This is a genomic window from Streptomyces sp. NPDC046985 (assembly GCF_040644415.1).
In the GTDB taxonomy this organism is placed as follows: Bacteria; Actinomycetota; Actinomycetes; order Streptomycetales; family Streptomycetaceae; genus Streptomyces.
The window spans coordinates 24,962-49,206 of the sequence record NZ_JBEYWK010000004.1 but is presented as its reverse complement, the minus strand read 5'-3'; the positions used below and the strand labels follow the sequence as shown (position 1 = coordinate 49,206).

The 24,245-nt window shown below is 74.8% G+C and carries 17 protein-coding genes and 3 pseudogenes; 11 read left to right on the top strand and 9 right to left on the bottom strand.

From position 1 onward, the window contains the following. Window positions 1–26: 26 nt before the first annotated feature. On the top strand, window positions 27–2,210 hold the full coding sequence (locus tag ABZ861_RS06370) for a discoidin domain-containing protein (protein ID WP_361624606.1): 2,184 nt from the start codon (window positions 27–29) through the stop codon (window positions 2,208–2,210). Between the two features lie 607 nt (window positions 2,211–2,817). On the opposite strand, the pseudogene ABZ861_RS06365 reads toward ABZ861_RS06370, so the two are convergent. Beyond that, window positions 2,818–3,639: pseudogene (locus tag ABZ861_RS06365) on the bottom strand (hypothetical protein); the annotation flags it as partial. Continuing rightward, window positions 3,636–4,448, bottom strand: a complete 813-nt coding sequence (locus ABZ861_RS06360; RefSeq protein WP_361624603.1) for a phosphatase PAP2 family protein — start codon at window positions 4,446–4,448, stop codon at window positions 3,636–3,638. The pseudogene ABZ861_RS06365 and the gene ABZ861_RS06360, both read right to left, overlap by 4 nt. Window positions 4,449–4,715: 267 nt before the next feature. Here ABZ861_RS06360 and ABZ861_RS06355 point away from each other — a divergent pair, with 267 nt between their 5' ends. Then, entirely contained in the window at window positions 4,716–5,333 is a 618-nt protein-coding gene (locus tag ABZ861_RS06355; RefSeq protein ID WP_361625320.1) for a TetR/AcrR family transcriptional regulator C-terminal ligand-binding domain-containing protein, read from the top strand. Window positions 5,334–5,490: 157 nt separating this feature from the next. On the opposite strand, the pseudogene ABZ861_RS06350 reads toward ABZ861_RS06355, so the two are convergent. After that, window positions 5,491–6,635, bottom strand: a pseudogene (locus ABZ861_RS06350) (DUF2510 domain-containing protein). Window positions 6,636–6,845: 210 nt separating this feature from the next. On the opposite strand from ABZ861_RS06350, the gene ABZ861_RS06345 reads away from it, so the two are divergent. Further along, entirely contained in the window at window positions 6,846–9,524 is a 2,679-nt protein-coding gene (locus ABZ861_RS06345; protein WP_361624600.1) for an AAA family ATPase, read from the top strand. A 129-nt stretch (window positions 9,525–9,653) separates the two neighbouring features. Continuing rightward, entirely contained in the window at window positions 9,654–10,844 is a 1,191-nt protein-coding gene (locus tag ABZ861_RS06340) for a zinc-dependent alcohol dehydrogenase (protein WP_361624597.1), read from the top strand. Window positions 10,845–10,933: 89 nt separating this feature from the next. Here ABZ861_RS06340 and ABZ861_RS06335 read toward each other — a convergent pair whose 3' ends face one another. Further along, the gene (locus ABZ861_RS06335; protein WP_361624594.1) at window positions 10,934–12,004 is read right to left on the bottom strand and encodes an ATP-dependent DNA ligase; all 1,071 of its coding nucleotides are present in this window, start codon (window positions 12,002–12,004) and stop codon (window positions 10,934–10,936) included. Window positions 12,005–12,079: 75 nt separating this feature from the next. Between ABZ861_RS06335 and ligD the strand changes: the two genes are divergently transcribed. Together ligD and ABZ861_RS06325 are read left to right on the top strand one after the other, a co-directional pair. Continuing rightward, a complete protein-coding gene (ligD, locus tag ABZ861_RS06330; protein WP_361624591.1) occupies window positions 12,080–13,117 on the top strand; it encodes a non-homologous end-joining DNA ligase in 1,038 nt (345 codons plus the stop codon). A gap of 602 nt (window positions 13,118–13,719) precedes the next feature. Beyond that, complete coding sequence (locus ABZ861_RS06325; protein ID WP_361624588.1) at window positions 13,720–14,760, top strand: LacI family DNA-binding transcriptional regulator; 1,041 nt, start codon at window positions 13,720–13,722, stop codon at window positions 14,758–14,760. 58 nt (window positions 14,761–14,818) lie between these two features. Here ABZ861_RS06325 and ABZ861_RS06320 read toward each other — a convergent pair whose 3' ends face one another. Continuing rightward, window positions 14,819–15,613, bottom strand: coding sequence for a VOC family protein (locus ABZ861_RS06320; RefSeq protein WP_361624585.1), 795 nt, complete (start codon window positions 15,611–15,613; stop codon window positions 14,819–14,821). A gap of 214 nt (window positions 15,614–15,827) precedes the next feature. Between ABZ861_RS06320 and ABZ861_RS06315 the strand changes: the two genes are divergently transcribed. Beyond that, window positions 15,828–16,073: a WhiB family transcriptional regulator gene (locus ABZ861_RS06315; RefSeq protein ID WP_361624582.1), complete on the top strand. Its 246-nt coding sequence runs from the start codon at window positions 15,828–15,830 to the stop codon at window positions 16,071–16,073. A 103-nt stretch (window positions 16,074–16,176) separates the two neighbouring features. On the opposite strand, the gene ABZ861_RS06310 is transcribed toward ABZ861_RS06315, so the two are convergent. Together ABZ861_RS06310 and ABZ861_RS06305 are read right to left on the bottom strand one after the other, a co-directional pair. Further along, the gene (locus ABZ861_RS06310; RefSeq protein ID WP_361624579.1) at window positions 16,177–17,148 is read right to left on the bottom strand and encodes an acyl-ACP desaturase; all 972 of its coding nucleotides are present in this window, start codon (window positions 17,146–17,148) and stop codon (window positions 16,177–16,179) included. A gap of 235 nt (window positions 17,149–17,383) precedes the next feature. Then, window positions 17,384–17,641 (bottom strand): annotated as a pseudogene (locus ABZ861_RS06305) (hypothetical protein); the annotation flags it as partial. A 215-nt stretch (window positions 17,642–17,856) separates the two neighbouring features. Between ABZ861_RS06305 and ABZ861_RS06300 the strand changes: the two are divergent. Further along, window positions 17,857–18,561 (top strand): GPP34 family phosphoprotein, encoded by a 705-nt coding sequence (locus ABZ861_RS06300; protein ID WP_361624576.1) that lies wholly within the window; start codon window positions 17,857–17,859, stop codon window positions 18,559–18,561. Between the two features lie 43 nt (window positions 18,562–18,604). Here ABZ861_RS06300 and ABZ861_RS06295 read toward each other — a convergent pair whose 3' ends face one another. Continuing rightward, window positions 18,605–19,021: an SsgA family sporulation/cell division regulator gene (locus tag ABZ861_RS06295; RefSeq protein ID WP_361624573.1), complete on the bottom strand. Its 417-nt coding sequence runs from the start codon at window positions 19,019–19,021 to the stop codon at window positions 18,605–18,607. A gap of 364 nt (window positions 19,022–19,385) precedes the next feature. Here ABZ861_RS06295 and ABZ861_RS06290 point away from each other — a divergent pair, with 364 nt between their 5' ends. Then, a complete protein-coding gene (locus ABZ861_RS06290) occupies window positions 19,386–19,712 on the top strand; it encodes a plasmid stabilization protein (RefSeq protein ID WP_361624570.1) in 327 nt (108 codons plus the stop codon). A gap of 581 nt (window positions 19,713–20,293) precedes the next feature. Here the strand turns inward: ABZ861_RS06290 and ABZ861_RS06285 are convergent. Next, window positions 20,294–21,475, bottom strand: a complete 1,182-nt coding sequence (locus tag ABZ861_RS06285) for a saccharopine dehydrogenase NADP-binding domain-containing protein (protein WP_361624567.1) — start codon at window positions 21,473–21,475, stop codon at window positions 20,294–20,296. 279 nt (window positions 21,476–21,754) lie between these two features. On the opposite strand from ABZ861_RS06285, the gene ABZ861_RS06280 reads away from it, so the two are divergent. Both ABZ861_RS06280 and ABZ861_RS06275 read left to right on the top strand, forming a co-directional pair. Continuing rightward, a complete protein-coding gene (locus tag ABZ861_RS06280; RefSeq protein WP_361624564.1) occupies window positions 21,755–22,894 on the top strand; it encodes a CaiB/BaiF CoA-transferase family protein in 1,140 nt (379 codons plus the stop codon). Window positions 22,895–23,030: 136 nt separating this feature from the next. Continuing rightward, entirely contained in the window at window positions 23,031–24,245 is a 1,215-nt protein-coding gene (locus ABZ861_RS06275; protein WP_361624561.1) for an acetyl-CoA C-acetyltransferase, read from the top strand.

Below are 24,245 nucleotides of genomic sequence, written 5' to 3'. Positions count from 1 at the left end.
GCACCCCCACTCGAAGGGATCAGCACATGCACGGCACCAGCAACGCCAGACCCGTCCGGCGCCTCCCGGCCATCGGCGCGACCGTCGCCCTCGCGGCCGGCATGCTCGTCACGCTCAGCGCGCCCGCGGCGCACGCCGCCGCGGGCGCCAGCCTGCCCTTCACCTCCGTCGAGGCCGAGTCCGGCGCCACGACCGGCACGAAGATCGGCCCCGACTACACGCAGGGAACCCTCGCCTCCGAGGCGTCCGGCCGCCAGGCCGTCCAGCTCGCCCCCGGCCAGCGCGTGGAGTTCACCGCGCCGCGTGCCGCCAACGCGCTGAACGTCTCCTACAGCGTCCCCGACGGCCAGTCCGGCGCCCTCAACGTCTACGTCAACGGCGCCAAGCTCGCCCAGACCATCGCCGTCACCTCCAAGTACTCCTACGTCGACACCGGCTGGATCGCCGGCGCCAAGACCCACCACTTCTACGACAACGCCCGGCTGCTGCTCGGCCGCACCGTCCAGGCGGGCGACAAGGTCGCCGTGGAGGCGGCCAACGTGCAGGTCACCGTGGACGTGGCCGACTTCGAGCAGGTCGCGGCCGCCGCCGCGCAGCCCGCCGGATCGGTGTCCGTCACCTCCAGGGGCGCCGACCCCAGCGGCCAGGGCGACTCCACCCAGGCGTTCCGCGACGCCATCGCCGCGGCCCAGGGCGGGACGGTGTGGATCCCGCCGGGCGACTACCGGCTCACCTCGTCCCTCAGCGGCGTGCAGAACGTCACCCTCCAGGGCGCGGGCGGCTGGTACTCGGTCCTGCACACCTCCCGCTTCATCGACCAGTCCAGCTCCTCCGGCGGCGTCCACCTCAAGGACTTCGCGGTGATCGGCGAGGTCACCGAGCGCGTCGACTCCAACCCCGACAACTTCGTCAACGGCTCCCTCGGACCGAACTCCTCGGTCTCCGGGATGTGGATCCAGCACCTCAAGGTCGGCCTGTGGCTGACGGGGAACAACGACAACCTCGTCGTGGAGAACAACCGCATCCTCGACACCACCGCCGACGGCATCAACCTCAACGGCAACGCCAGGGGCGTCCGCGTCCGCAACAACTTCCTGCGCAACCAGGGCGACGACTCCCTGGCCATGTGGTCGCTCAACGCGGCGGACAGCAACAGCAGCTTCGACGGCAACACCATCTCGCAGCCCAACCTCGCCAACGGCATCGCGATCTACGGCGGCACGGACATCGCGGTGACGAACAACCTGGTCTCCGACACCAACGCCCTCGGCAGCGGCATCGCGATCTCCAACCAGAAGTTCCTCGACCCCTTCTTCCCGCTGGCCGGCACCATCACGGTCGACGGCAACACGCTGGTGCGCGCGGGCGCGATGAACCCCAACTGGAACCACCCGATGGGCGCCCTGCGCGTCGACTCCTACGACAGCGCGATCAACGCCACCGTCAACATCACCAACACCACGATCACCGACAGCCCGTACAGCGCCTTCGAGTTCGTCTCCGGCGGCGGCAAGGGCTACCCGGTCCAGGGCGTCAACGTCACCGGCGCCACCGTGAAGAACACCGGCACCGTCGTCGTCCAGGCCGAAGCCCAGGGCGCGGCCACGTTCCGCAACGTCACCGCCACCGGCGTGGGCTCCGCCGGGATCTACAACTGCCCCTACCCGTCCGGCTCGGGAAGCTTCACGCTGACCGACGGCGGCGGCAACTCCGGCTGGAACAGCACCTGGTCCGACTGCTCGACCTGGCCCCAGCCCGGCAAGGGCAACCCGGCCCCCGATCCGACCCGCAACCTCGCCAAGGGGCAACCGGCCACCGCCACCGGCTCGCAGGACGTCTACACCCCCGGCAAGGCGGCCGACGGCGACCCGAACAGCTACTGGGAGTCCACCAACAACGCCTTCCCGCAGTCCTGGACGGTCGACCTCGGCGCCAGCCAGGCCGTGCGCAGGCTGGTGCTGAAGCTGCCGCCCTCCTCGGCCTGGGGCGCGCGCACCCAGACGGTCACGGTGCTCGGCAGCACCGACGGCGCGAACTACTCGACGGTGGTCGGCGCGACGGGCTACCGCTTCGACCCGGCGACCGGCAACACCGTCACCGTGCCGCTCCCGTCCGGCGCGAACCTGCGCTGGCTGCGGCTCTCCGTCAGCGCCAACACGGGTTGGCCGGCGGGACAGTTCAGTGAGGTGGAGGCATATCTGGCGCCGTGACCCCACCGGCCGCGCCGGTCGCGCGGGGGCTCGTCCGCCCCGCGCGACCGGCGCACCCATGCCTCGGCTTGAGGGACCCGGTCGTCGCGACCGCCTGACGGCCGGGCGGCGGCCCGCGCGGACCGCTCGCGGGGGCGCTCCCCGGGCGGCCCCGCGTCGGGCCGGGGCGTCACAGCGGGGTGAGCCGCCCCGGCCCCGAGCGCTGGGGGACAAGCGCGGGCTCCGGGGCCGCCGACCCCGCTCCCAGCGCCAGCACGGCGGCCACGGGGTGCGTCTCCCCGCCGGATTCCTCCGGCGCCTCGGGGGTCCCCATAAGCCTGGCGCCTCCGGCATCCGTGCGGCTCACGGCGAGCACGGCGGCGTGCGCCTCCACGGGACCCTCGGCGTGCGGGGCGGCGTGCGCGTTCGCGAGACCCTCGGCGTCCAGGGCGGCGTGCGCGGCCACGGGGCCCTCAGCGTGCAGGGCGCCGTATGCGGCCGTGGGGCCCTCGGCGTGCAGGACGGCGTGCGCGTCGATGGGATCCGCAGCGTTCAGGGCGCCGTGCGCGGTCACGGGGTTCGCAGCGTGCGCCGAAGCGGCAGGCGTCGAGCGTCCCGCGTCCGCCCCCGCCGGGCGGGGCGCCGCCCGCGTCAGCTCCACGACGCCGCCGGCGGCGAGCGCCGCGCCCGTCAGCGCCAGGACCGCGCCCAGGGCGCCGCCCTGGAGTCCCTGCCCGAGCAGGGTCAGCCCGATCACCGCCGCCGCCATCGGGTTTGCCAGCGTCACCACCGCGAGCGGGGCGCCCAGGCCGCCCCGGTAGGCGGTCTGCGACAGCAGCAGCCCGCCCGTCGCCAGGGCGGCGACCAGCAGCGTCACGACGATCACCCGGGCGCTGAGCAGCGGTCCGGAGTGGTCCGTCGCGGCCACCGTGACGGTCTGGGTGAGCGCGGAGGCCACGCCGGAGGCGACCCCCGAGGCGGTCGCGTGCCGCAGCCCCGGACGCGCCCCCGGCCGGGACAGCGCCCCGATGAGGGCGGCAGTGATCCCCGCCACGGCCAGCGCCTGCGCGGGGCTCAGCACCTGCCGGGGCGCGGGCCCCGACGCCGCCGCGAGCAGCACGCCCAGGCCCAGCAGCGTGCACGCCGTGCCCCGCCACTCGGCCGCCCTGACCCGTCGGCCCGCCATCCGCGCGCCCATCGGCACGGCGGCCACCAGCGTGAGCGCGCCGAGCGGCTGGACGAGGGCGAGCGGTCCGAAGCGCAGGGCCACCGTGTGCAGCAGGGCCGCCGACCCGTTCAGCCCGACCGCTCCCCACCACGCGCCGTTGCGCAGCAGCCGCCGCGCACCGCCCGCCTCGCGGGAGGCCAGTCGTTCCTGGGCGACCGCCGCGGCGGCGTAGGCGACGGCCGAGAACAGCGACAGGACCACGGCGAGGGCGGCGGCGCTCATCGGCCCGCTCCCGCCGCGGAGACGTGCGCCAGCGCGGGCCGCTCGGCCGGTCGGGGCGTCTCCCGCGGCCGGACGGCTGCGACCGCCGCGGGCCGGTGCGGCCGCGGCGTCACCGCGAGGGCCAGCCCGAGCAGTGCCGTCGCCGCTGCCGCGTCCAGCCAGTAGTGGTTGGCGGTGCCGATGATCACCGTCAGGGTGAGCAGCGGGTGCAGCAGCCACAGCCAGCGCAGACGCGACCGGGTGGCGGCGATCAGGGCGACGGCCGCCATGAGGGCCCAGCCGAAGTGCAGCGAGGGCATCGCCGCGAACTGGTTCGAGAGGTGGTCGGTCCGGGGCGGTCCGTAGACCGACGGCCCGAACACGCGCCCGGTGTCGATGAGATGGGCCTCGCCGAGCATCCGGGGCGGGGCGAGCGGGAAGACCAGGTGCAGCAGCAGGGCCGCCGCGGTCAGCGCGGCCAGCACGCGGCGGGTCCACACGTAGTGCGCCGGACGGCGCAGGTAGAGCCAGACCAGCAGGCCGACGGTGGCCGGGAAGTGCACGGTCGCGTAGTAGGCGTCGGCGGTGTGCGCCAGGAGGTCGTGGTGCAGCAGCGGGGACTGCACCGCCCCCTCGCCCGGGAGATGGGCCGCCCGCTCCAGGTCCCACACGCGGTGGGCGTTGCGGAAGGCCTCGCCGGTGTGGTGCGCGGCGAGCTGCCGCCCCGCCTTGTAGACGAGGAACAGTCCCGCGACGAGCAGCAGCTCGCGCAGGAGCGGCGGCCGGACCGACCGGTCCGTACCGGCGGCGGCCTCGGTGCGGGATGTCATGCCCGGCCCCCTCCCTCTCGGTGTGCGTGCGCCTGCCGGCCCTGAACTGAGCGGGCGGCTCGCCCCACGGCGTCGGCAGTCATCGATACGGTAGCGTACCGATACGCCAATGTACCGATACGATTGGGTACCGATACGGTCCAGTACCGCTAGAATGCCGCTCGAGGGGCGCTGGAGCGCCGCCCTCCGCGCCACACTGGAGGCGGACGGAGCATCGGCGGACGCTGGGCGCCGGACGCACGAGCGAGGAGAAGAGCGATGACAGCGATGACGTCGCAGGACACGGACGGACCGGAGACGGTCGCCGCCGCGCGCCGCTCCAAGATCACGCCAGAGCGTGAGCGGGAGTTCTTCGACGCCGTCCTCGACCAGATCCGCGAGTGCGGCTACGAGTCCGTCACCATGGACGGCGTCGCCGCCAGCGCGCGGTGCAGCAAGTCCACGCTCTACCGGCAGTGGAAGACCAAGCCGCAGTTCGTGGTCGCCGCCCTGCGCGCCAACAGCCGTGCGCGGTTCGCCGGCATCGACACCGGGTCGCTCGCCGAGGACCTGCGGCGGACCGCGCGGGCCGCGGGCGAGTGGGCGGGCATGGACACCCGGCTGCTCCAGGCGCTCGGGCACGCGATGACGCAGGACGTGGAACTGCGGCAGGCGCTGCGCGAGACGCTCGTCGAGCCGGAGATCGCCGCGCTGCGGGAGATCCTGCGCCGCGGGGTGGAGCGCGGCGAGGTCGCCGCCGGCAACCCGGCGCTGGAGTACGTGCCCGCGCAGATGTTCGGCGTCCTGCGCATCCGGCCCGTGGTGGAGGGGGAGTACGCCGACCCGGCGTACATGGTCCGCTTCGTGGAGGCCGCGGTGCTGCCCGCGCTCGGCCTCGCTCGGTAACGCACCGCGCCGACGACTCAGGCCGCCGTCCCCGGGATGACGGGACGGGGGCCTGCTCGCGCCGCACCGTGGGGACGGGCGCGGCGCGCACCCCGGCTGGACGGGGCCCCTCTGGAGCGGAGAGGGACCCCGCCCGGCCGGACCGTGTAGAGGCGGATCAGGCGTTCTGCCCGCTGTCGCCGCCCGAGGCGACCGCGATGCCCCGGGTGATGTCGTCGATCACGGACTGGTAGTAGTCGACGTCCACTCCGAAGCGGACCACGGTCAGCCGCCGGGGGTCCGCCGGGGACGGGAAGACCAGCGACTCGACGACGCCTCGGCGCCCTTGCGCGTCGCCACCGTCCAGAGCACCCGGTAGCCCCGCTGGCCGGCCACGGTCACCGCCCCGGAGAGCCGCACTCGGTGCGAGGTGATCCCGCCGTAGGACGCGCCGCCGTAGGACTCCTCGGCGTTCGCCGCGATGTCGGCCTTCGCGACCTCCTCGGGGGTCTCGCCCTTCGTGCCGAGCGCCCAGGCGGGCGCCGAGTACGCGCCGCCCTTGGAGCATGACTGGGAAGGGGCGCCGGGGCACTTGTAGCCCTCGTCCGAGGTGACTTGGGCCCCCATGGCGCCCCGCTGGCCGTGCCAGCCCTTCGGTATCGGCAGGCTGATCCCGTCCAGCGAGTCGGGAACCGACCCGCTGCGGATCTCCGGCGACTGCCCGCCGCCCTCGGCGCCGCCGGAACCGTCCGAACCCCCGGATCCGGGAGGGCTGTCGTCGCCGCCCGCGCCCCCCGACCCCTGGCCGCCGCCGCCCCGGCCGCCGAACGGGCCGCCCTGCCCGCCGGTCCCGTTCCGGCCGCCGGGTCCGCCCCGCGCCTGCCCCTGCCGGGCGTCCGCGCGTGCGCCTTTCCCGCCGTCGCCCGCGGTCAGCGCGTACACCCCCACGCCGATGCTCGCCAGCACCGCGGCGGCCAGCGCGACGGCGACGCCGGTGCGCAGTCCGCGCCGCGCGCCGCCCGGCGGCACATCCGGGCCTCCGGCCCGCCACGGCTGCTCCGAAGCGGCGGCGCCGTATTCGTACACGGACTCGCCCGCGGGGCCGCCGAAAGTCCCCGCGGGCGCCTGCGCCCCCGTGCCTCCCCGCGCGTCGGCGGGCGCGCCGGCGGACGGCGGCGGTCCCGGCGGACCCCACACGGCGCCCGAACCCGCCGGACGGGTCCGGTCCGTCCACGCCCCGCCGTCCCACCAGCGCTCGGTGGCGGGGCCGTCACTTGTCTGCCCCGGATCGGGGTACCACCCGGGAGGAGTCGCCTGCGTCATGCCCCCACCCTAGGAGCAGTCCGTGAAAGGCGGATGAGAGGAGCGGACCCGTGCCCGAACACCCGTCGGCGACACGTCTGTTGACATGTCGCCCTTTCTCGGCGCGCGCCGTGCGGCACGGTGCGAGCCGCCGGGACCGGGCCCCGTCGCGCCTGCGCGGGGACTAGGCTCGTATCCATGCGTCGTTCGGGCGACTTGGGGAGGAGCGGGATGACGGAGGGACGGCCGGATGCGGCCGCCTCGGCTTCCCTGCGGGAGCGCGACGAGGAGATCACCGCCGTCGTGCGAGCGGTGGACGCGCTGCGCGCCGACGTCGCCTCCCCCGGAGGACTGCTGGTCCTCCAGGGCGACGCGGGACTCGGCAAGACGGCCCTGCTGACCGAGACCCGCCGGATCGCCGAGGAACGCGGCTGCACCGTGTGGGCGGCCCGCGGCGGCGAGATCCTGCGCTCCGTCCCGTTCCACGTGGTACGGCAGTTGCTTCAGCCCGCGCTCCTGTCGATGCTGCCGGACGAGGCCCGCGACTACCTCGGCGACTGGTACGGCATCGCCGGACCCGCGCTCGGCATCGCGGAGCCCGGCGACCGCCAGGCCGACCCGCAGGGCGTGTGCGACGGCCTGGTGCACGCCGTGCACAGGCTGGCGGAGCGGGAGTGGCCGCTGGTCCTGCTCATCGACGACGTCCACTGGGCCGACGACGAGAGCGTGCGCTGGCTCGCCGCCTTCGCCGAGCACCTCGCGGACCTCTCGGTGCTCGTGGTGGTGACCCGCAGGCCCGGCGAGGCGAGCGGCGAGGGCGCCCGGCTGCTGGACGCGGTCGCCGCGGCCGCCGGCGTCAGCGACCTCGCCGGCCTGTCCCCGCAGGCCACCGCCGACCTCACCCGCGGCTCCCTCGGCCCGCTCGCCGACGACCCGTTCTGCCGCGAGGTCTGGGCGGTCACCGGCGGCAACCCCTACGAGACCGTCGAACTGCTCGCCCGCGTCCGCGAGAGCGGACTCGAACCGGTCGAGGCCCGCGCCGGGGAGCTGCGCGACCTGAACCGCGCGGCCCGCGGCGGCGGCCTCGTCGCCCGCCTGGAGGAACTCGGCGTCGACGCCACCCGGTTCGCGTGGGCCGCCGCCATCCTGGGCGCCGGGATCTCCGTCCGGCTCGTGGCCCGGCTCGCCACCATGCGGGTCGAGGAGGCCGCGCGCTGCGCCGAAATGCTGCGCGGCGCACGCATCCTCACCGAGCCCGACCCGGCGACGGCGCGCGGCGGCGAGGCGGAGCTGGAGTTCGTCCACCCGCTGATCGCCACCGCCGTCTACGAGTCCATCCCGGAGGCCCTGCGCACCGCCATGCACGGCATCGCCGCACAGGTCGTCGCCGACTCCGGCTTCGGCCCCGCGGCCGCCTCCCGGCATCTGCTCAAGGTCCACCCGGACGAAGACGAGGACCTCGTCGAGCAACTGCGCCAAGCCGCCCGCGAACACCTCGCCGTCGGCGCCCCGGAAGCGGCCCGCCGCTGCCTCGAACGCGCCCTGCTGGAGCCGCCCATCCCGGAGGTCAGGGCGAGCGTCCTCTACGAACTCGGCTGCGCCACCCTCCTGACCGCCCCCGCCACCACCATCGAGCACCTCAAGACCGCCCTGGGCATGGACGGTCTGGACGGCGCGAAGCGGGTGGACGCCGTCTGGCGGCTGTCCCAGGCCCTGTTGCACAACAACCAGCTCGAAGAGGCGGTCCGCACGGTCGGCGCCGAGGCGGCCCGGCACGAACCCGGGCCGATCCGGCTGCGGTTGCAGGCCGTGCAGTACATGTGGGAGGGACTGCACGCGGGCGAGACGATCTCGCCGGACCGCTCCGAACGGCTCGCCGGACTCGCCGCCCGCTGCACCGGACGCGACAACGCCGAGCGGGCCCTGCTGATCCTGCGCGGCTTCGACGCCATGACCCGCGGCGAGAGCGCCGAAGAGGTCGTCGAACTGTGCGACCGCGCCCTCGTCAACGGCCGCCTCGCTCCGGGACTCGGCTGGACCGACCCCGAATGGGGCATCGAACTGCTGCTGATGCTGGCCAGCGCCTACGCCTACTGCGACCGTCTCGACCGGGCCGAGACCCTCTACACCGAGGCGCTGCGCGCCTACGAGACCGCGGGCTGGAGCGGCGGCCACCTCGCTCTCGCGCACGCCTACGTCGGTCTCGGCCACCGCAGGCGCGGCCGGCTGCGGGAGGCGGAGGCGTCACTGCGCGAGTCGCTGCGGCTGGCCGAGCGGGTCGGCCGCGGACTGCCCCTGTACTGGACGGCGACCTGCAACCTCGTCGACACGCTGCTCGCCCGCGGCCACGTCGCGCAGGCATGGGAGGTCGCCGAGCGCTACGGCTTCGCCCCGCCCTACCCGTCCACCATCGTGATCCCGGACCCGCGCAGCGTACGCGGGCGGCTGCTGCTCGCCGCCGGCCGCGTCAAGGACGGCGTCAACGAGTTGGAGGCCGCCGAGAAGGCGGCCGCCGCGCGCGGCCACCACAACCCGGTCACGGTGCCGTGGGCGACCGACCTGGCGCGCGCCCTGGCCGCCGAGGACCCGGCGCGGGCCGCGCGTCTCGCCGCCGACGTCCGGCTCCAGGCCGAGCGGTTCGGCACCGACACCGCCATAGGGGAGGCCCTGCGCTGCGCCGCCGCTCTGGAGACCGGCCAGCGCGCCGTCCGACTGGCCGCCCAGGCCGTGACCTACCTGGAGGCGTCGCCCTGCCAGTACGAACACGCGGCGGCCCGCGTCGAGTACGGCATCGTCTCCCGCTCGGCCGTCGAACTGGCGCGCGGCCTGGACCTGGCCCGCTCCTGCGGCGCCGACGGCCTGGTGGCACGGGCGCAACAGCTACTGGACCCCGACGGAGAGCTGCGCTGAACCCCTGCCGCCGCGGACACGACCGCTCGCTCGCGGCCGGCGCGCGTGATTCACCCGTTCGGCCCCGGGTACCCGGCTGAGCGCCATCACGACGCGGCGCGACCGTGCGCGAGGGAAGGAGCGCGGCTGATGAAGGCAGTCACCTGGCAGGGGAAACGCGACGTCCGGGTGGAGGAGGTACCGGATCCGACGATCCAGGAACCGACGGACGCCGTCATCCGCATCACCTCGACCGGCCTGTGCGGCTCCGACCTGCATCTGTACGAGGTGCTCACCCCGTTCATGACGCCGGGCGACATCCTCGGCCACGAACCGATGGGCATCGTCGAGGAGGTCGGCCCCGAGGTGCGCAACCTCAGGCCGGGCGACCGGGTCGTGGTGCCGTTCCAGATCTCCTGCGGCCGCTGCTTCATGTGCTCCGAGGGCCTGCAGACACAGTGTGAGACCACCCAGGTCACCGGCGAGCACATGGGCGCCGCGCTGTTCGGCTACACCCGCCTCTACGGGGCGGTGCCCGGCGCCCAGGCCGAGTACCTGCGCGTCCCCCAGGCGCAGTACGGCCCGATCAAGGTCCCCGAGGGACCGGCCGACGACCGCTTCGTCTACCTCTCCGACGTGCTCCCCACCGCCTGGCAGGCCGTCGCCTACGCGGACGTGCCCCAGGGGGGCGCCGTCGCCGTGCTGGGCCTCGGCCCGATCGGCGAGATGGCCTGCCGGATCGCCCTGGCCCGCGGCGCCGGACGGGTGATCGGCGTCGACCTGGTGCCGGAACGGCTGGAACGGGCCCGTCTGCGCGGCGTGGAGACGTACGACCTGCGCGACTTCGACGACGAGAAGGCGCTGGTCGCCGCGATCCATGACGTGACCCATGGACGCGGCCCGGACGCCGTGATCGACGCGGTCGGCACCGAGGCGCACGGCAGCCACGTCGCCCGCTTCGTCCAGCAGGCCGCCGCGTCGATGCCGCGCGCCCTGAGCGGGCCCCTCGCGGAGCGCTTCAGCGTGGACCGGCTCACCGCCCTGCACACCGCCATCGACCTGGTGCGCCGCGGAGGCACCCTCTCCCTGTCCGGGGTCTACGGCGGCGCGGCCGACCCGCTGCCGATGCTCACCCTGTTCGACAAGCAGCTCCAGATCCGGATGGGCCAGGCCAACGTCCGCCGCTGGGCCGGCGCGATCATGCCCTACCTCACCGACGCGGATCCGCTGGGCGTCGACGACTTCGCCACCCACCGGGTGCCGCTGGCGGACGCGCCGCACGCCTACGACATGTTCCAGCACAAGCAGGACGGCGCGATCAAGATCCTGATGACCCCCTGACCCGGCAGCGCCCACCGCTCGCTGAACGGGCGCCCTCACCCCCCGGCGCGCGCCCGCTGACGCTCAGCCAGCGGGAAGAGGAACCCCGTTCAGGGCGCTTGGCCCAGGATCTCGTCCAGGTCGTAGCGCACCGGCTCCTCCAACTGGGCGTAGGTGCAGCTCTCTGGGGTGCGGTCGGGGCGCCAGCGGCGGAAGCGCGCCGTGTGCCGGAACCGCGCCCCGTTCTCCATATGGTCGTACGCCACCTCCGCCACCCGCTCGGGCCGCACCGGCACCCACGACAGGTCCTTGCCGCCCGTCCAGCGGCTCGGCCCGCCCGGCAGCCGGGCCGACGCGTGCGCCGCCTCGTCCCCCCAGGCCGCCCACGGATGCGCGGAGACGTCGTCCATCCGCAGCGGGGCCAACTCCTCGATCAGCTCGGCCCGCCGCTTCATCGGGAACGCGGCCGACACGCCCACGTGCTGGAGCCCGCCCCGGTCGTCGTACAGGCCGAGCAGCAGCGAGCCGACGACCGGGCCGCTCTTGTGCAGCCGGTACCCGGCGACCACCACGTCCGCCGTCCGCTCGTGCTTCACCTTGACCATGGCCCGCTGGTCCTGGAGATAGGGCAGCCCCAGCGGCTTGGCGATCACGCCGTCCAGGCCCGCGCCCTCGTACTGCTCGAACCAGTGCCGCGCCACGTCGGCGTCGGTCGTCGCCGGGGCCACGTGCACCGGCGCGGTCACCGCCGCCAGCGCACGCTCCAGCAGCGCCCGGCGATCCGACTGCGGCACGTCCAGCAGCGATTCGTCGTCCAGCGCGAGCAGGTCGAAGGCCACGAACGACGCCGGGGTCCGCTCGGCGAGCGTCCGCACCCGCGACGCGGCCGGGTGGATCCGCTCGGTCAGCGCGTCGAAGTCCAGCCGGCCCTCCCGGGCGATCACGATCTCCCCGTCCAGCACGCACCGCTCGGGCAGCCGCTCCTTCAGCGCCTCGACCAGCTCGGGGAAGTACCGGGTGAGCGGCTTGCCGGTACGGCTGCCCAGTTCGACTTCCTCGCCGTCGCGGAACACGATCGCCCGGAAGCCGTCCCACTTCGCCTCGTACTGCATGCCCGGCGGGATGGTCGGGGCCGACTTGGCGAGCATCGGCTTCACGGGCGGCATCACCGGCAGATCCATGCCTGTGATTGTGCGCGTGCACGCCCGGGTTCGCCCGGTATGCGAGGTGTGCGGGGGACGCTTACCGTGGCTCGCATGGGCGATGCGGTGGAGCTGGACGTGGCGGGCCGGACCGTGCGGCTGTCCAGTCCGGACAAGGTCTTCTTTCCGGAGCACGGATACACCAAGCTGGACGTCGCCCGCTACTACCAGGCGGTCGCCCCCGGCATCCTGCGCGCCCTGCGCAACCGCCCCACCACGCTGGAGCGCTACCCGGACGGCGTCACCGGCGAGTGGTTCTACCAGAAGCGGGCCCCCAAGGGCATGCCCGACTGGATCCCCACCGCGCACATCACCTTCCCCAGCGGCCGCAGCGCCGACGAGATGTGCCCGACCGAGGAGGCCGCCGTGGTGTGGGCGGCCCAGTACGGCACGCTCACCTTCCATCCCTGGCCGGTACGGCGCGACGACGTCGACCACCCCGACGAACTGCGCCTCGACCTCGACCCCCAGCCCGGCACCGGTTACGCCGACGCGGTCCGCGCCGCCTACGAACTGCGGGCGGTGCTGGAGGAGTTCGGCGGGTTGCGCGGCTGGCCCAAGACCTCCGGCGGACGCGGTCTGCACGTCTTCGTGCCCATCGAGCCCCGCTGGACCTTCACCCAGGTGCGGCGGGCCGCCATCGCCGCGGGCCGGGAGCTGGAGCGCCGGATGCCGGAGCAGGTGACGATCAAGTGGTGGAAGGAGGAGCGCGGCGCCCGGATCTTCGTGGACTACAACCAGACCGCCCGGGACCGCACCATCGCCTCCGCGTACTCCGTGCGCCCGCGCCCCGACGCCCCTGTCTCGGCGCCGCTGCGCTGGGACGAGGCAGGCGACGTGCGCCCGCAGGACTTCACCATCGCCACCATGCCCGCCCGGTTCGCCGAAGCAGGCGACGTGCACGCCGACATGGACGACCACGCCTACTCGCTGGACGCCCTGCTGGACCTCGCCGCGCGGGACGAGCGCGAGCACGAACTCGGCGATCTGCCCTACCCGCCCGAATACCCGAAGATGCCGGGCGAGCCCAAACGGGTGCAGCCGAGCCGGGCGAGAAGGCCGAAGGAGAGGGAGGGTCCGGCGGCTCCCTGACGTACGTCGTATCCGTGCTCTGAGGAGCGGTGTTCGGCGCCGGAGCGAGCCGCCGTGCGGCGAGCGGGGGAGCGGGGTGCGCCGAATGGGCCGCCCTGCGGAGGGATACGGGTCGCGAGGCGGCGACCGTGTCGGATGTACGGGTTGCAGAACGGGAGTCCGCACGCAGGGGGTGCCCCCGGAACGGGTGTCAGTGCGCAGGGCGGGGCCCCGGGACGGGCGTCCGTACGGAGGATGAGGGCCCCGGACGGGTGACCGCGCGGCGGGTGCGGGCCACATCGCCGGACGGCCGGGCACGGCGCTCGGGACGGCCGGGGCATGGCGCTCGGGACGGCCGGGCACGGTGCTCGGGACGGCCGGGGCATGGCGCTCGGGACGGCCGGGGACCAGCACCTGGGACGGCCGGGGCATGGCGCCCGGGACGGCCGGGGACCGGTGCCCGGCTCCGCGACGTCCGGCTGCGGACCCCTGCCGCGGGCGCCGCCCGCCGCGCCTCCGCGCCCGCCAGGGGCCGTCGGCGGCGCTCGCCGGGTGCGGCGTGTTTTCCGCCCATAGCGGCGGCTATTGTGAGCCGCACCCGCCCGTCCCAGAGGAGTTCCGACGTGACCCAGACAGCGCCGCGCCCGACCCTGGAGGCCGTGGCCGCGCGGGCGGGTGTGTCCCGGGCCACCGTCTCCCGGGTGGTGAACGGCGCGGCGGGCGTCCGGGAGCCGCTGGCCGAGCGGGTCCGGCAGGCCGTGGACGAACTGGGCTACGTGCCCAACCGGGCCGCCCGCAGCCTGGTGACCCGGCGGCACGACGCGGTCGCCGTGGTCATCGCCGAACCGGAGACCCGCGTCTTCGCCGACCCCTTCTTCGCCCTCCAACTGCGCGGCATCAGCAAGGAGCTGACCGCCCACGACTCCCAACTGGTACTGCTGCTGACCGAGGGGCGCGACGACCACGCGCGGGTCGGCCGCTACCTGGCGAGCGGCCACGTCGACGGCGCGCTCGTCTTCTCCCTCCACCTGGACGACCCGCTGCCGGGCCTCATCCGGCGCGCGGACGTGCCGACCGTGTTCGGCGGCCGCCCCGGCTGGGGCGAGAGCATCCGGGACGTCGTGTACGTCGACAGCGACAACCGGGGCGGCGCCCGCGACGCCGTACGCCACCTCATGGACCTGGGCCGCACCCGCATCGGGCACATCGCCGGCCCGCTGGACCAGACCTCGGCGGCGGACCGGCTCGACGGCTTCCGCGACGCCATGGCCGACGGCGATCCGCGGCTGATCGTGGAGGGCGACTTCACCCCGGCGGGCGGCGAGCGCGCCATGCACGCGCTCCTCGACCGCTGCCCCGCCCTCGACGCGGTGTTCGCCGCCAACGACCTGGCCGCCGCGGGCGCCCTGCGGGCGCTGCGCGAGCGTGCGCTGCGGGTGCCCGAGGACGTCGCCGTGGTCGGCTTCGACGACATGCTGCCCGTCGCCGAGCAGACCGATCCGCCGCTGACCACCGTCCGTCAGAACATAGAGGAGATGGGCCGCCTGATGACCCGGCTGCTGCTCCGCGACCTCGACCGCCGCTCCTCCGGCGCCGACCGGGACGCCGACGCGCTGGCCGCCGTCGTCCTGCCGACCACCCTGGTCCGCCGGGCCTCCGCCTGACGGGTGGAGTGCGCTCGGCGCCCGCCTCCGCCCCGTGCCGACGTCCGGCGCGGGACGCTCAGGGCTGCTGCGGCGCGACGCTGGTGATCACCGTGAACCGGGCGCCGGAGGGGTCGGCGAGGCGGGCGACGCGCCCGACGCCCGGAAGGTCGGTGGCGTCCATGCGCACGTCACCGCCGAGGTCCAGGGCGGCGGAGACCGCGGCGTCGGTGTCCGGGACTTCGAAGTACGGCAGCCAGTACGGGCCGGCGTCCGCCTCGGTCGGGCAGCTCGCCAGCGGGACGAAGCCGCCGAACATCGCGTCCTCGCCGCCGTCCGCGGGGTTGACGCACGTGTAGGCGCCTCCGGGGAAGGCCGCCGCCGAGGTCTCCAGCCCCAGCGTCCTGTGATAGAACGCGGCGGCGGACGCGATGTCCGGCGTGTACAGCTCGACCCAGCACAGCGTGCCCGGCTCGTTGGCCGCGTCCACGCCCTTGACCCGCCCCGGCTCCCAGATCCCGAACGGCGCGCCCGCCCGGTCCGCGAGGACCGCCATGCGGCCCGCGTCCATCACGTCCTGGGGCGGGACCACCACGGCGCCGTGCGCCTGTTCGGCGGCGCGCGCGGTCGCCGCCGCGTCCGCGCTCTGGAAGTACACGGTCCACGAGGGCGGTCCCTGCTCGGGCGCGGTCGGCATCCCGCCGGCGACCGTCCTGCCGTCCAGTTGGAAGAACCCGTAGCCGCCGGCTTCCGGGCCGGCCGACTGGAACTGCCAGCCGAAGAGGCCGCCGTAGAAGGCACGGGCGCGGTCGAGGTCCGGGGCGCCGACGTCGATCCAGTTCGGAGCGCCGTCGACGAATCGGGTGGTGAGCATCCTCGCCCTCCTTCACAGGGGCCCATGTCCGCTGCGCCGAGTCTCGCACCGCCCACTGACATCCGCCGCCGAGACGCGCCAGCGGGCGCGCCGCCGTGCGCGGGCCCCGGGCGCGGGTCCATCATCGGGTGTGCCGACGCCGCCGCGCCCGGCCCGCCGCGGCGTTGACGTCGCGTTGATCGAACGTTTTCCGCCGCCCGGCATGATCGCGCCCATGCACACCGAGACCATCACGCCGGACGGCCCCGCCTGGCAGGCGCAGGCCCTCTGCGCGCAGACGGGCGCCGACTTCTTCTTCCCCGAGCCGGGCGGTTCCGTGCGCGAGGCCAAGCGCATCTGCGCCCTGTGCGAAACGCGCTCCGCCTGCCTGGAGTACGCGCTCGCGCACGACGAACGCTTCGGCGTCTGGGGCGGCCTGTCCGAAAAAGAACGCCAGAGCCTGCGCCCCACCGCCCACTAGCGCGAACACGCACTCCAGCCGCCCGGGGCGCCCGGGGAGGTCATCGGCCCCCCCGGGGGAGGGGCATCCGCCTGCCCGGAGCGCCCGTAGCGGCAGCGGGCCCCTATGCGCGTCGGGCCGCCATCCGGGCCTTGCGTGCCGCCAGCTTCTCGTCGAACCTGCTCGCCTCGTCGTCCAAGCCCCCCAGGAACAGGCCCAGTTCCTCCTGCGCCTGGCGGCCCTCGGGGCCGAGTCCGTCGATCTCCATGACCTTCAGGAAGCGCAGCACCGGCTGGAGCACGTCGTCGTGGTGGATGCGCAGGTTGTAGACCTCGCCGATGGCCATCTGGGCGGCCGCCCGCTCGAAGCCGGGGATGCTGTGGCCCGGCATGCGGAACTCGACCACCACGTCCCGCACCGCCCGCATGGTGAGGTCGGGGGCGAGGGAGAAGGCGGCCTTCAGCAGGTTGCGGTAGAAGACCATGTGCAGGTTCTCGTCGGTGGCGATGCGCGCCAGCATCCGGTCGCAGACCGGATCGCCCGACTGGTGGCCGGTGTTGCGGTGCGAGATGCGGGTGGCCAGCTCCTGGAAGGCGACGTAGGCGACCGAGTGCAGCATCGAGTGCCGGTTGTCGGACTCGAAGCCCTCGCTCATGTGCGCCATGCGGAACCGTTCGAGCTGGTCCGGGTCGACCGCGCGCGAGGCGAGCAGGTAGTCGCGCATCACGATGCCATGCCGGCCCTCCTCGGCGGTCCAGCGGTGCACCCAGGTCCCCCAGGCGCCGTCGCGGCCGAACAGGGTGGCGATCTCGTGGTGGTAGCTGGGCAGGTTGTCCTCGGTCAGCAGGTTGACGACGAGGGCGGTCCGCCCCACCTCGGTGACCTTCGACTGCTCCTTGGCCCAGGGCTCGCCGTCCTCGAACAGGCCGGGGAAGTTGCGGCCGTCGCCCCAGGGCACGTACTCGTGCGGCATCCAGTCCTTGGCTACCTTCAGATGCCGGTCGAGCTCTTTCTCGACCACCTCCTCCAGTGCGTACAGCAGCCGCGCGTCGGTCCATGCGGACGGGCTGCCGAGGTGCGGAGAGGTGATCGTCACGGGAACTCCAGGAAACGCGCGAGCAGGGACCAGCGGGGCGGGGCGGAGGAACCGGACGACGGTCCGACCCCGAGAACCTACGGGATCGTAGGCTACGAAGCCGTAGGTTACGAAACCGTAGGTTAAGACCGTCGTAAAGATCACTGATCAGGCTTGCGGATCTGCCGCCGACCGGGCGCGCGTCCGCCGTAGAGCCCGCAGGTCCCGGGGCGGACGGCAAGGGCCGGACGCTCCGTCAGGCGTACAGCTCCCGCAGCCGTACCGAGAGGCACGTCACACACCCCTCCAGCTTCTCGAACTCGCCGATGTCGACCACGACCGGCTCGAAGCCGAGCCCGCCCAGCAGTTCCGCCGTTCTCGGCGCGCTGGCCGCCATCAGCAGCCCGCCGCTCCCCGCGCCGTGACGCGGCGCCGGGGCCCCGACGCGCCGTGAGGGCGGGGGCCGCCGTGTAGGAACGGGCCGCCGGGGCAAGAGGACATCCCTGAGCCGGACGTCCGGACGTCCCGGCGGGCGGCTCGGGCGCCGAGGGCGCACGCGACGCGCCCACCCGCTCGGGGCGACCCGGTGTCTCCGAGCCGTCAGACGAGCAGCGCTCCTCTCCCGCCGAGGCGACACGACCGCCGCCCGCCGAGGGGGAGGCCGGTGCGGCCGCTGACGCCTGGCGCACGCCGGTGTGGGCCCCGGCCCACCGCGAGGGAGGTCCGCCCGTGCCCGACGATCCGCTCCCGTCCCCGGCCGTGCCGCCGCCGGGCCGCCTGTCGCTGCCCGCCCGGCTGTACCTGCTGGCCTGGGACACCGGCCGCCCGCGTCTCACCGGCGCCGGCCACCTGCACCACCTGGTGCGGGCCGGCGCCCTCACCGAACTGGCCCAGCGCGGACTGCTCGTCGACGACGACGGGATCGCCGCCCCCGTCGACCTCGACGCCCGCACCGGCGACCCGGTGCTCGACGGCCTCCTGGACCTCGTGCGGGAGTCCCGGCCCCGCCGCTGGAAGACCTGGGTGACCCTGCGGGCCCGGTACACCCTCGTGGCCGTACGCGAGCAGTTGGCCGCCGAGGGGTTCCTGCGCGCGGAGAAGCGGCGGGTGCTCGGGGTGTTCCCCTCGGTCGAGTACGTCCTGGAGCGCGTCGCCGCGGCGGACGCGCTGCGCGCGCGGGCACGGCGGGTTCTCGAGGGCCCGCAGCCCGCGGCGGAGGTCGCCGAGCTGGACGCGGCGGTCGTGGCCCTCGCGGCCGCCGCCGAACTGCGCACCCTGGCGTCCGCCCGGGACCGCCGACGCCACCGGCGGCGGATCGAGGAGCTGACCGAGCGCAGCGGGGCGGCGGCGCCCGCCCTGCACGGCGTGGTCCGCGAGGTCCGCACGGCGGTGGTCGTGGCGGCGGCGGCCGCCTCGGCCCCGGCGGCCGGCTGAGTCGCGCGGCGCGGCGGCCCGGGTCCGGTGTCCCGCTCCCGGCTCAGCGGGCGTCGCGCATCAGCTCCGCGAGGTCGTGGTCCAGGTCCAGTTGCAGATGCTCCCGCCCCACGGGCACCAGCGCGCTCGCGTCCCGCAGGAACCGCCGGATCTCGCCGCTGCGGACATGCACCACGGCGATGCCCTCCGGCGCGTGGAACTCCATCACGGTGCGGTCGTACCCGTACGGCCGCACCCGGACGTCGCCGTCTCCCCGCGGCTCCCGCAGGCCCGCCGCGAGCAGGTCGCGGGCGAAGGTCCAGCAGACCTCCACGCCTTCGAGGGTGGCCGGGCCGGGGAAGGTCATGCGGACGGCGAACGGGTCGCTCCGGTCGTAGTGCAGCGTGGCGGGAATGCTGGGCACCCGCGGAGCGGCGGCGACCAGGCGCGCCTCCACAGGCTGCTCGATGTCGGTGGACAACGCCTTGCTCCCTTACGACGTATGACGATCACATATGACGACTGAACGCACGTCCGGGCGAACGAGACCGGGCACTTGAGGAGACGACGGAATCCGCCACTCCGTGCCCGTGAGGGAGGAGTGACCTCTGTCACCGCGTGCTTCACAGGCGTGACACGCGTCGCGCGTCGGTCGCTCGCGGGCGGCGAACGCGTCGGCCGCCGCGTCGGCGCGGCGGCCGAAGGCGCCCCGGCGCATCGCGCGGCCCCGCGTGCTTGATGGGGGCGGGTCAGGGTTCGCTCGACTGGCGGAGTGAAATCGCCTGATAGGGCGATACGTTGCAGGATGCGTGTATCCGTTCCGTGACAGAGAGGAAGTGAACGGCATGCCACGCGGTTCCAGTCCTAAGCGGGAACGCCAGTACGAGCACATCAAGAAGAGCGCCGAGGACCGGGGTGAGAGCGCCGGCCGCGCGGAGGAGATCGCCGCGCGCACGGTGAACAAGGAGCGCGCCCGCTCGGGCGAGTCGAAGACGGCGAGCCGCGCCTCGACCCAGGACATGTCCTCGGGCCGCCGCGGCGGGCAGCGGTCGGACCGCGGCTCCGGGAGCCCCACCTACGACCAGCTCTACGAAGAGGCCAAGCGGCGCAACATCCACGGCCGCTCGGACATGAACAAGCAGCAGCTCGAGCAGGCCCTGGGCCAGAACTGACCCCGCCCGCGCGGGACGGGCCCGCCCGCACCGTCCGCGAGCCCGCCCCGCACCCCGCCCGGCCCCCAGGCGCCCCCGTTCGGCCCTCCGGCGGGACGACCGGCGGGACGATCCGCGGAGCCGACGCCCTTTGCCGACGCGCGCTCAGCGAGGCGACGGGGCCCGGGTGACCCGCCCCTGCCGTCGCCCCCTGCCGCAGGCCGCCGCCAGCCCTCGGGGAAGCGCCCTGGCCGCCACGCGCCGCCTTTCCTCGCCCCAGGCAGCCGCCCCTCGTCGCGGACCGCCCCGGGCGCCGCGCCCCGCCCCCTCGCCCAGCGGGTCTCCCCGCCCTGGCGGATCTCCCCGCCTCAGCGGATCCTCCCGCCTCGGCGGATCCCCCTGCCCCGGCGGATCTCCCCGCCCCGGCGGGTCCCCCCGCCCCGGCGGGTCCCCCCGCCCCGGCGGGTCCCCCCGCCCCGGCGGGTCCCCCCGCCCCGGCGGGTCCCCCCGCCCCAGCGGGTCCCCCCGCCCCGGCGGATCCTCCCGCCCCAGCGGGTCTCCCCGCCCCGGCGGATCTCCGCGCTCCAGCGGATCCCCCCGTCTCAGCGGATCGCCACCGTCCGGAACACCAGCCCCGCCGCGCGCAGACGGTCGGTCAGCGCGTCGCCCATCGCCACGGCCGTCGTCACCTGTCCGGCCGTCTCGGGCAGGTCGTCGAGGGCGAGGGACAGCGCCGACTCGGCGAACATCTTCGCCGTCTCGTCGTACCCGGGGTCGCCGCCGGACACCTCGGTCAGCACGCGCCGCCCGCCGCCCTCGCCCACGAAGCGCACCGAGAACCAGCTCCGCGCCCGCTTCTCCTCGCTCGGCCCCTCCCCGGGCCTGACCCGGTCGGACAGCCACCGCCGGACGGGCGGCGCCTGGGCGGCCGCCGCGAGCGCGCCGACGCCGGCCACCGCGCCCAGCGCCACCGGCAGGCGGCGGACGGCCGCGTAGGGGCGGTAGCGGAAGTCGGGGCCGTAGCACTCCAGCGCCCGCGCGGAGCGCACCACGATCTGCGGATCGACGGTCGGCAGCGGCAGCGCCCACGCCCCGACCTCCCCGGCGAACCGAGGCGCCGCCACCGGCGCGTACGCGCGCCGCCCCACCAGTCGCGGCTCGTGCCCCGCCCGGTCACGGGCGGCGGCCCGCATCCGCCGCGGCCGCGCGAACTGGTTCAGCGCCGAGGCCAGCGTGCCGCCGGAGAAGGCCGCGTCCACCCGGACGAACGCGTCCACCGTCAGCGGCGCCCCCTTCGGCAACTGCCGCACGGTGAAGTACGCGCCGAGGTCCTGCGGCACCGAGTCGAAGCCGCACGCGTGCACCAGCCGCGCCCCGCTCTCCCGAGCGCGGGCGTCGTGGCGCACGTACATCAGGTCGACGAACTCGGGCTCGCCGGTCAGGTCCAGGTAGTCCGTGCCGCTCGCCGCGCAGGCCGCGACCAGTTCCTCCCCGTAGGTCACGTACGGGCCCACCGTGGTGGCCACCACCCGGGCTTGCCGGGCCAGTTCCCGCAGCGAGGCCGGATCGGAGACGTCCGCCCGCAGCACTCCGACGGACGCACCGCCCGGCAGGCCCTCGCGCAGCTTCTCCAGCCGCTGTCCGTCGCGCCCGGCGACGGCCCAGCGCAGGCCCTCCGGGGCGTGCGCGGCCAGATACCGGGCGGTGAGCGCCCCCACGAAGCCGGTGGCTCCGAAGAGGACGATGTCGTACGGACGTTCGTGCTCTGGCTTCAGCTTGCTCATGGCACCCCTGGCTTCCGTCGTCGCAGCCCGCGCCGCCGTCGACGGCCGAGGCTAGCGTGAGAGGGCGGACCCGAGCGTGAGAGGGCGGAGCCGAGGGGCTGTCAGCGGCGCCGCCGACTCCGCAGGACCGCGAGCGGTACGGCCGTCGCCGCGGCGGGTACATTGCCACCGCGACGCGGCTAAGCGCTTGCTCGTTCGGGCTTGTGCCCGGCGGAGGACGTTCATAGCATCGTCGGTGTCACATCAGTGGTGTCACAGCGGTCGCAGCGAGGGGGCCCGATGGCAACGGCACAGGCGGCAGGCGCGCACGGACCGCTGACCGGCGTGCGCGCGGTGGAGCTGGCGGGCATCGGACCCGGACCGTTCGCCGCCATGCTCCTGGCCGACCTCGGGGCCGACGTGGTGCGGGTGGACCGCCCCGGAGGCGCCGGACTCGGCATCGACCCCGCCCGCGACGTCACCAACCGCAACAAGCGCTCGGTGCTCGTCGACCTGAAGTCCGCCGACGGGACCGCGCGGGTGCTCGACCTCGCCGCCCGCGCCGACGTCCTCATCGAGGGCTACCGCCCCGGCGTCGCCGAGCGCCTCGGCGTCGGCCCCGACGCCTGCCACGCCCGCAACCCCCGGCTCGTCTACGGCCGGATGACCGGCTGGGGCCAGGACGGCCCGCTCGCCCCGACCGCCGGACACGACATCGCCTACCTCGCCGTGACCGGCGCCCTCGGCATGATCGGCGACCCCGACCGGCCCCCGGCCGTCCCCGCCAACCTCCTCGGCGACTACGCGGGCGGCGCCCTCTACCTCGTCGTCGGCGTCCTCGCCGCCCTGCACCACGCCCGCGCGACCGGGGCCGGCCAGGTCGTGGACGCCGCCATCGTCGACGGCGCCGCCCATCTGACCGCCATGATCCACGGCATGCTCGCGGCGGGCGCCTGGCAGGACCGCCGCGGCGCCAACCTCCTGGACGGCGGCTGCCCCTATTACGGCGCCTACGAGACCGCCGACGGCAGGCACATGGCGGTCGGCGCCCTGGAGCAGCGCTTCTACGACGAGTTCCTGCGCCTGCTCGGCCTGCCCGAGCACGCCGGGGCGCACCGGGACATCACCCGCTGGGACGACCTTCGCCAAGCCGTCGCCGCCCGCTTCAAGTCCCGCACCCAAGCGGAGTGGACGGCCGTCTTCGAGGGCTCCGACGCCTGCGTGGCCCCCGTGCTCTCGCTGCGCGAGGCCCCGCGCCACCCCCACCTCGCGGCCCGGGGCGTCTTCACCGACCACGGCGGCCTCACCCAGCCCGCCCCCGCTCCCCGCTTCTCCGCCACCCCCTCCGCCGTCCGCACCGGTCCCGCGCAGCCGGGCGCCGACACGGCGGACGTGGCCCGCGACTGGGACCTGCCCGCCCTCCTGGAGGACGGCGCCTGACCGACACCGACACCGACACCGACACCGACGCCTGCACCGGCGCCTACGCCGACACGGACCGCGCTCCAGTCCCCGCCCAGCCGCCGATCCGCCCCGCCCCGCCCCCAGGACGCCACCCTCATCGAAAGGCTTGTCAGTGAGCACCGAAGCGTACGTATACGACGCGATCCGCACCCCGCGCGGGCGCGGCAAGGCCAACGGCTCCCTGCACGGCACGAAGCCCGTCGACCTGGTCGTCGGCCTCATCCACGAGATCCGCGACCGCTTCCCCGGCCTGGACCCGGCCGCGATCGACGACGTCGTGCTCGGCGTCGTCGGCCCCGTCGGCGACCAGGGCTCCGACATCGCCCGCATCGCCGCCGTGGCGGCCGGACTGCCGGACACCGTGGCCGGCGTGCAGGAGAACCGCTTCTGCGCCTCGGGTCTGGAAGCCGTCAACATGGCGGCGGCCAAGGTGCGCTCCGGCTGGGAGGACCTGGTCCTCGCCGGCGGCGTGGAGTCGATGTCCCGGGTGCCCATGGCCTCCGACGGCGGCGCCTGGTTCAACGACCCGATGACCAACCTGGCCACGAACTTCGTGCCGCAGGGCATCGGGGCCGACCTCATCGCCACCCTTGAGGGCTTCACCCGGCGGGACGTCGACGAGTACGCGGCCCTGTCCCAGGAGCGCGCCGCCGCCGCCTGGAAGGAAGGCCGCTTCGAGCGCTCGGTCGTCCCGGTCCGCGACCGCAGCGGCCTCGTCGTCCTCGACCACGACGAGCACCTGCGCCCCGGCACCACCGCCGACTCCCTGGCCGGGCTGAAGCCGTCCTTCGCGGACATCGGCGACCTGGGCGGCTTCGACGCCGTCGCGCTCCAGAAGTACCACTGGGTGGAGAAGATCGACCACGTCCACCACGCGGGCAACTCCTCCGGCATCGTCGACGGCGCCTCGCTGGTCGCCATCGGCTCCCGGGAGGTCGGCGAGCGCCACGGACTCGTCCCGCGCGCGCGGATCGTCTCCGCGGCCGTCTCCGGGTCCGAGCCCACCATCATGCTGACCGGGCCCGCGCCCGCGACCCGCAAGGCCCTCGCCAAGGCCGGCCTGACCATCGACGACATCGACCTCGTCGAGATCAACGAGGCGTTCGCGGCCGTCGTGCTGCGCTTCGCCAAGGACATGGGTCTGTCCCTGGACAAGGTCAACGTCAACGGCGGCGCCATCGCGCTGGGCCACCCGCTCGGCGCCACCGGCGCGATGATCCTCGGCACCCTCGTCGACGAGCTGGAACGCCAGGACAAGCGCTACGGCCTCGCCACCCTCTGCGTCGGCGGCGGCATGGGCATCGCCACCGTCGTCGAGCGCGTCTGA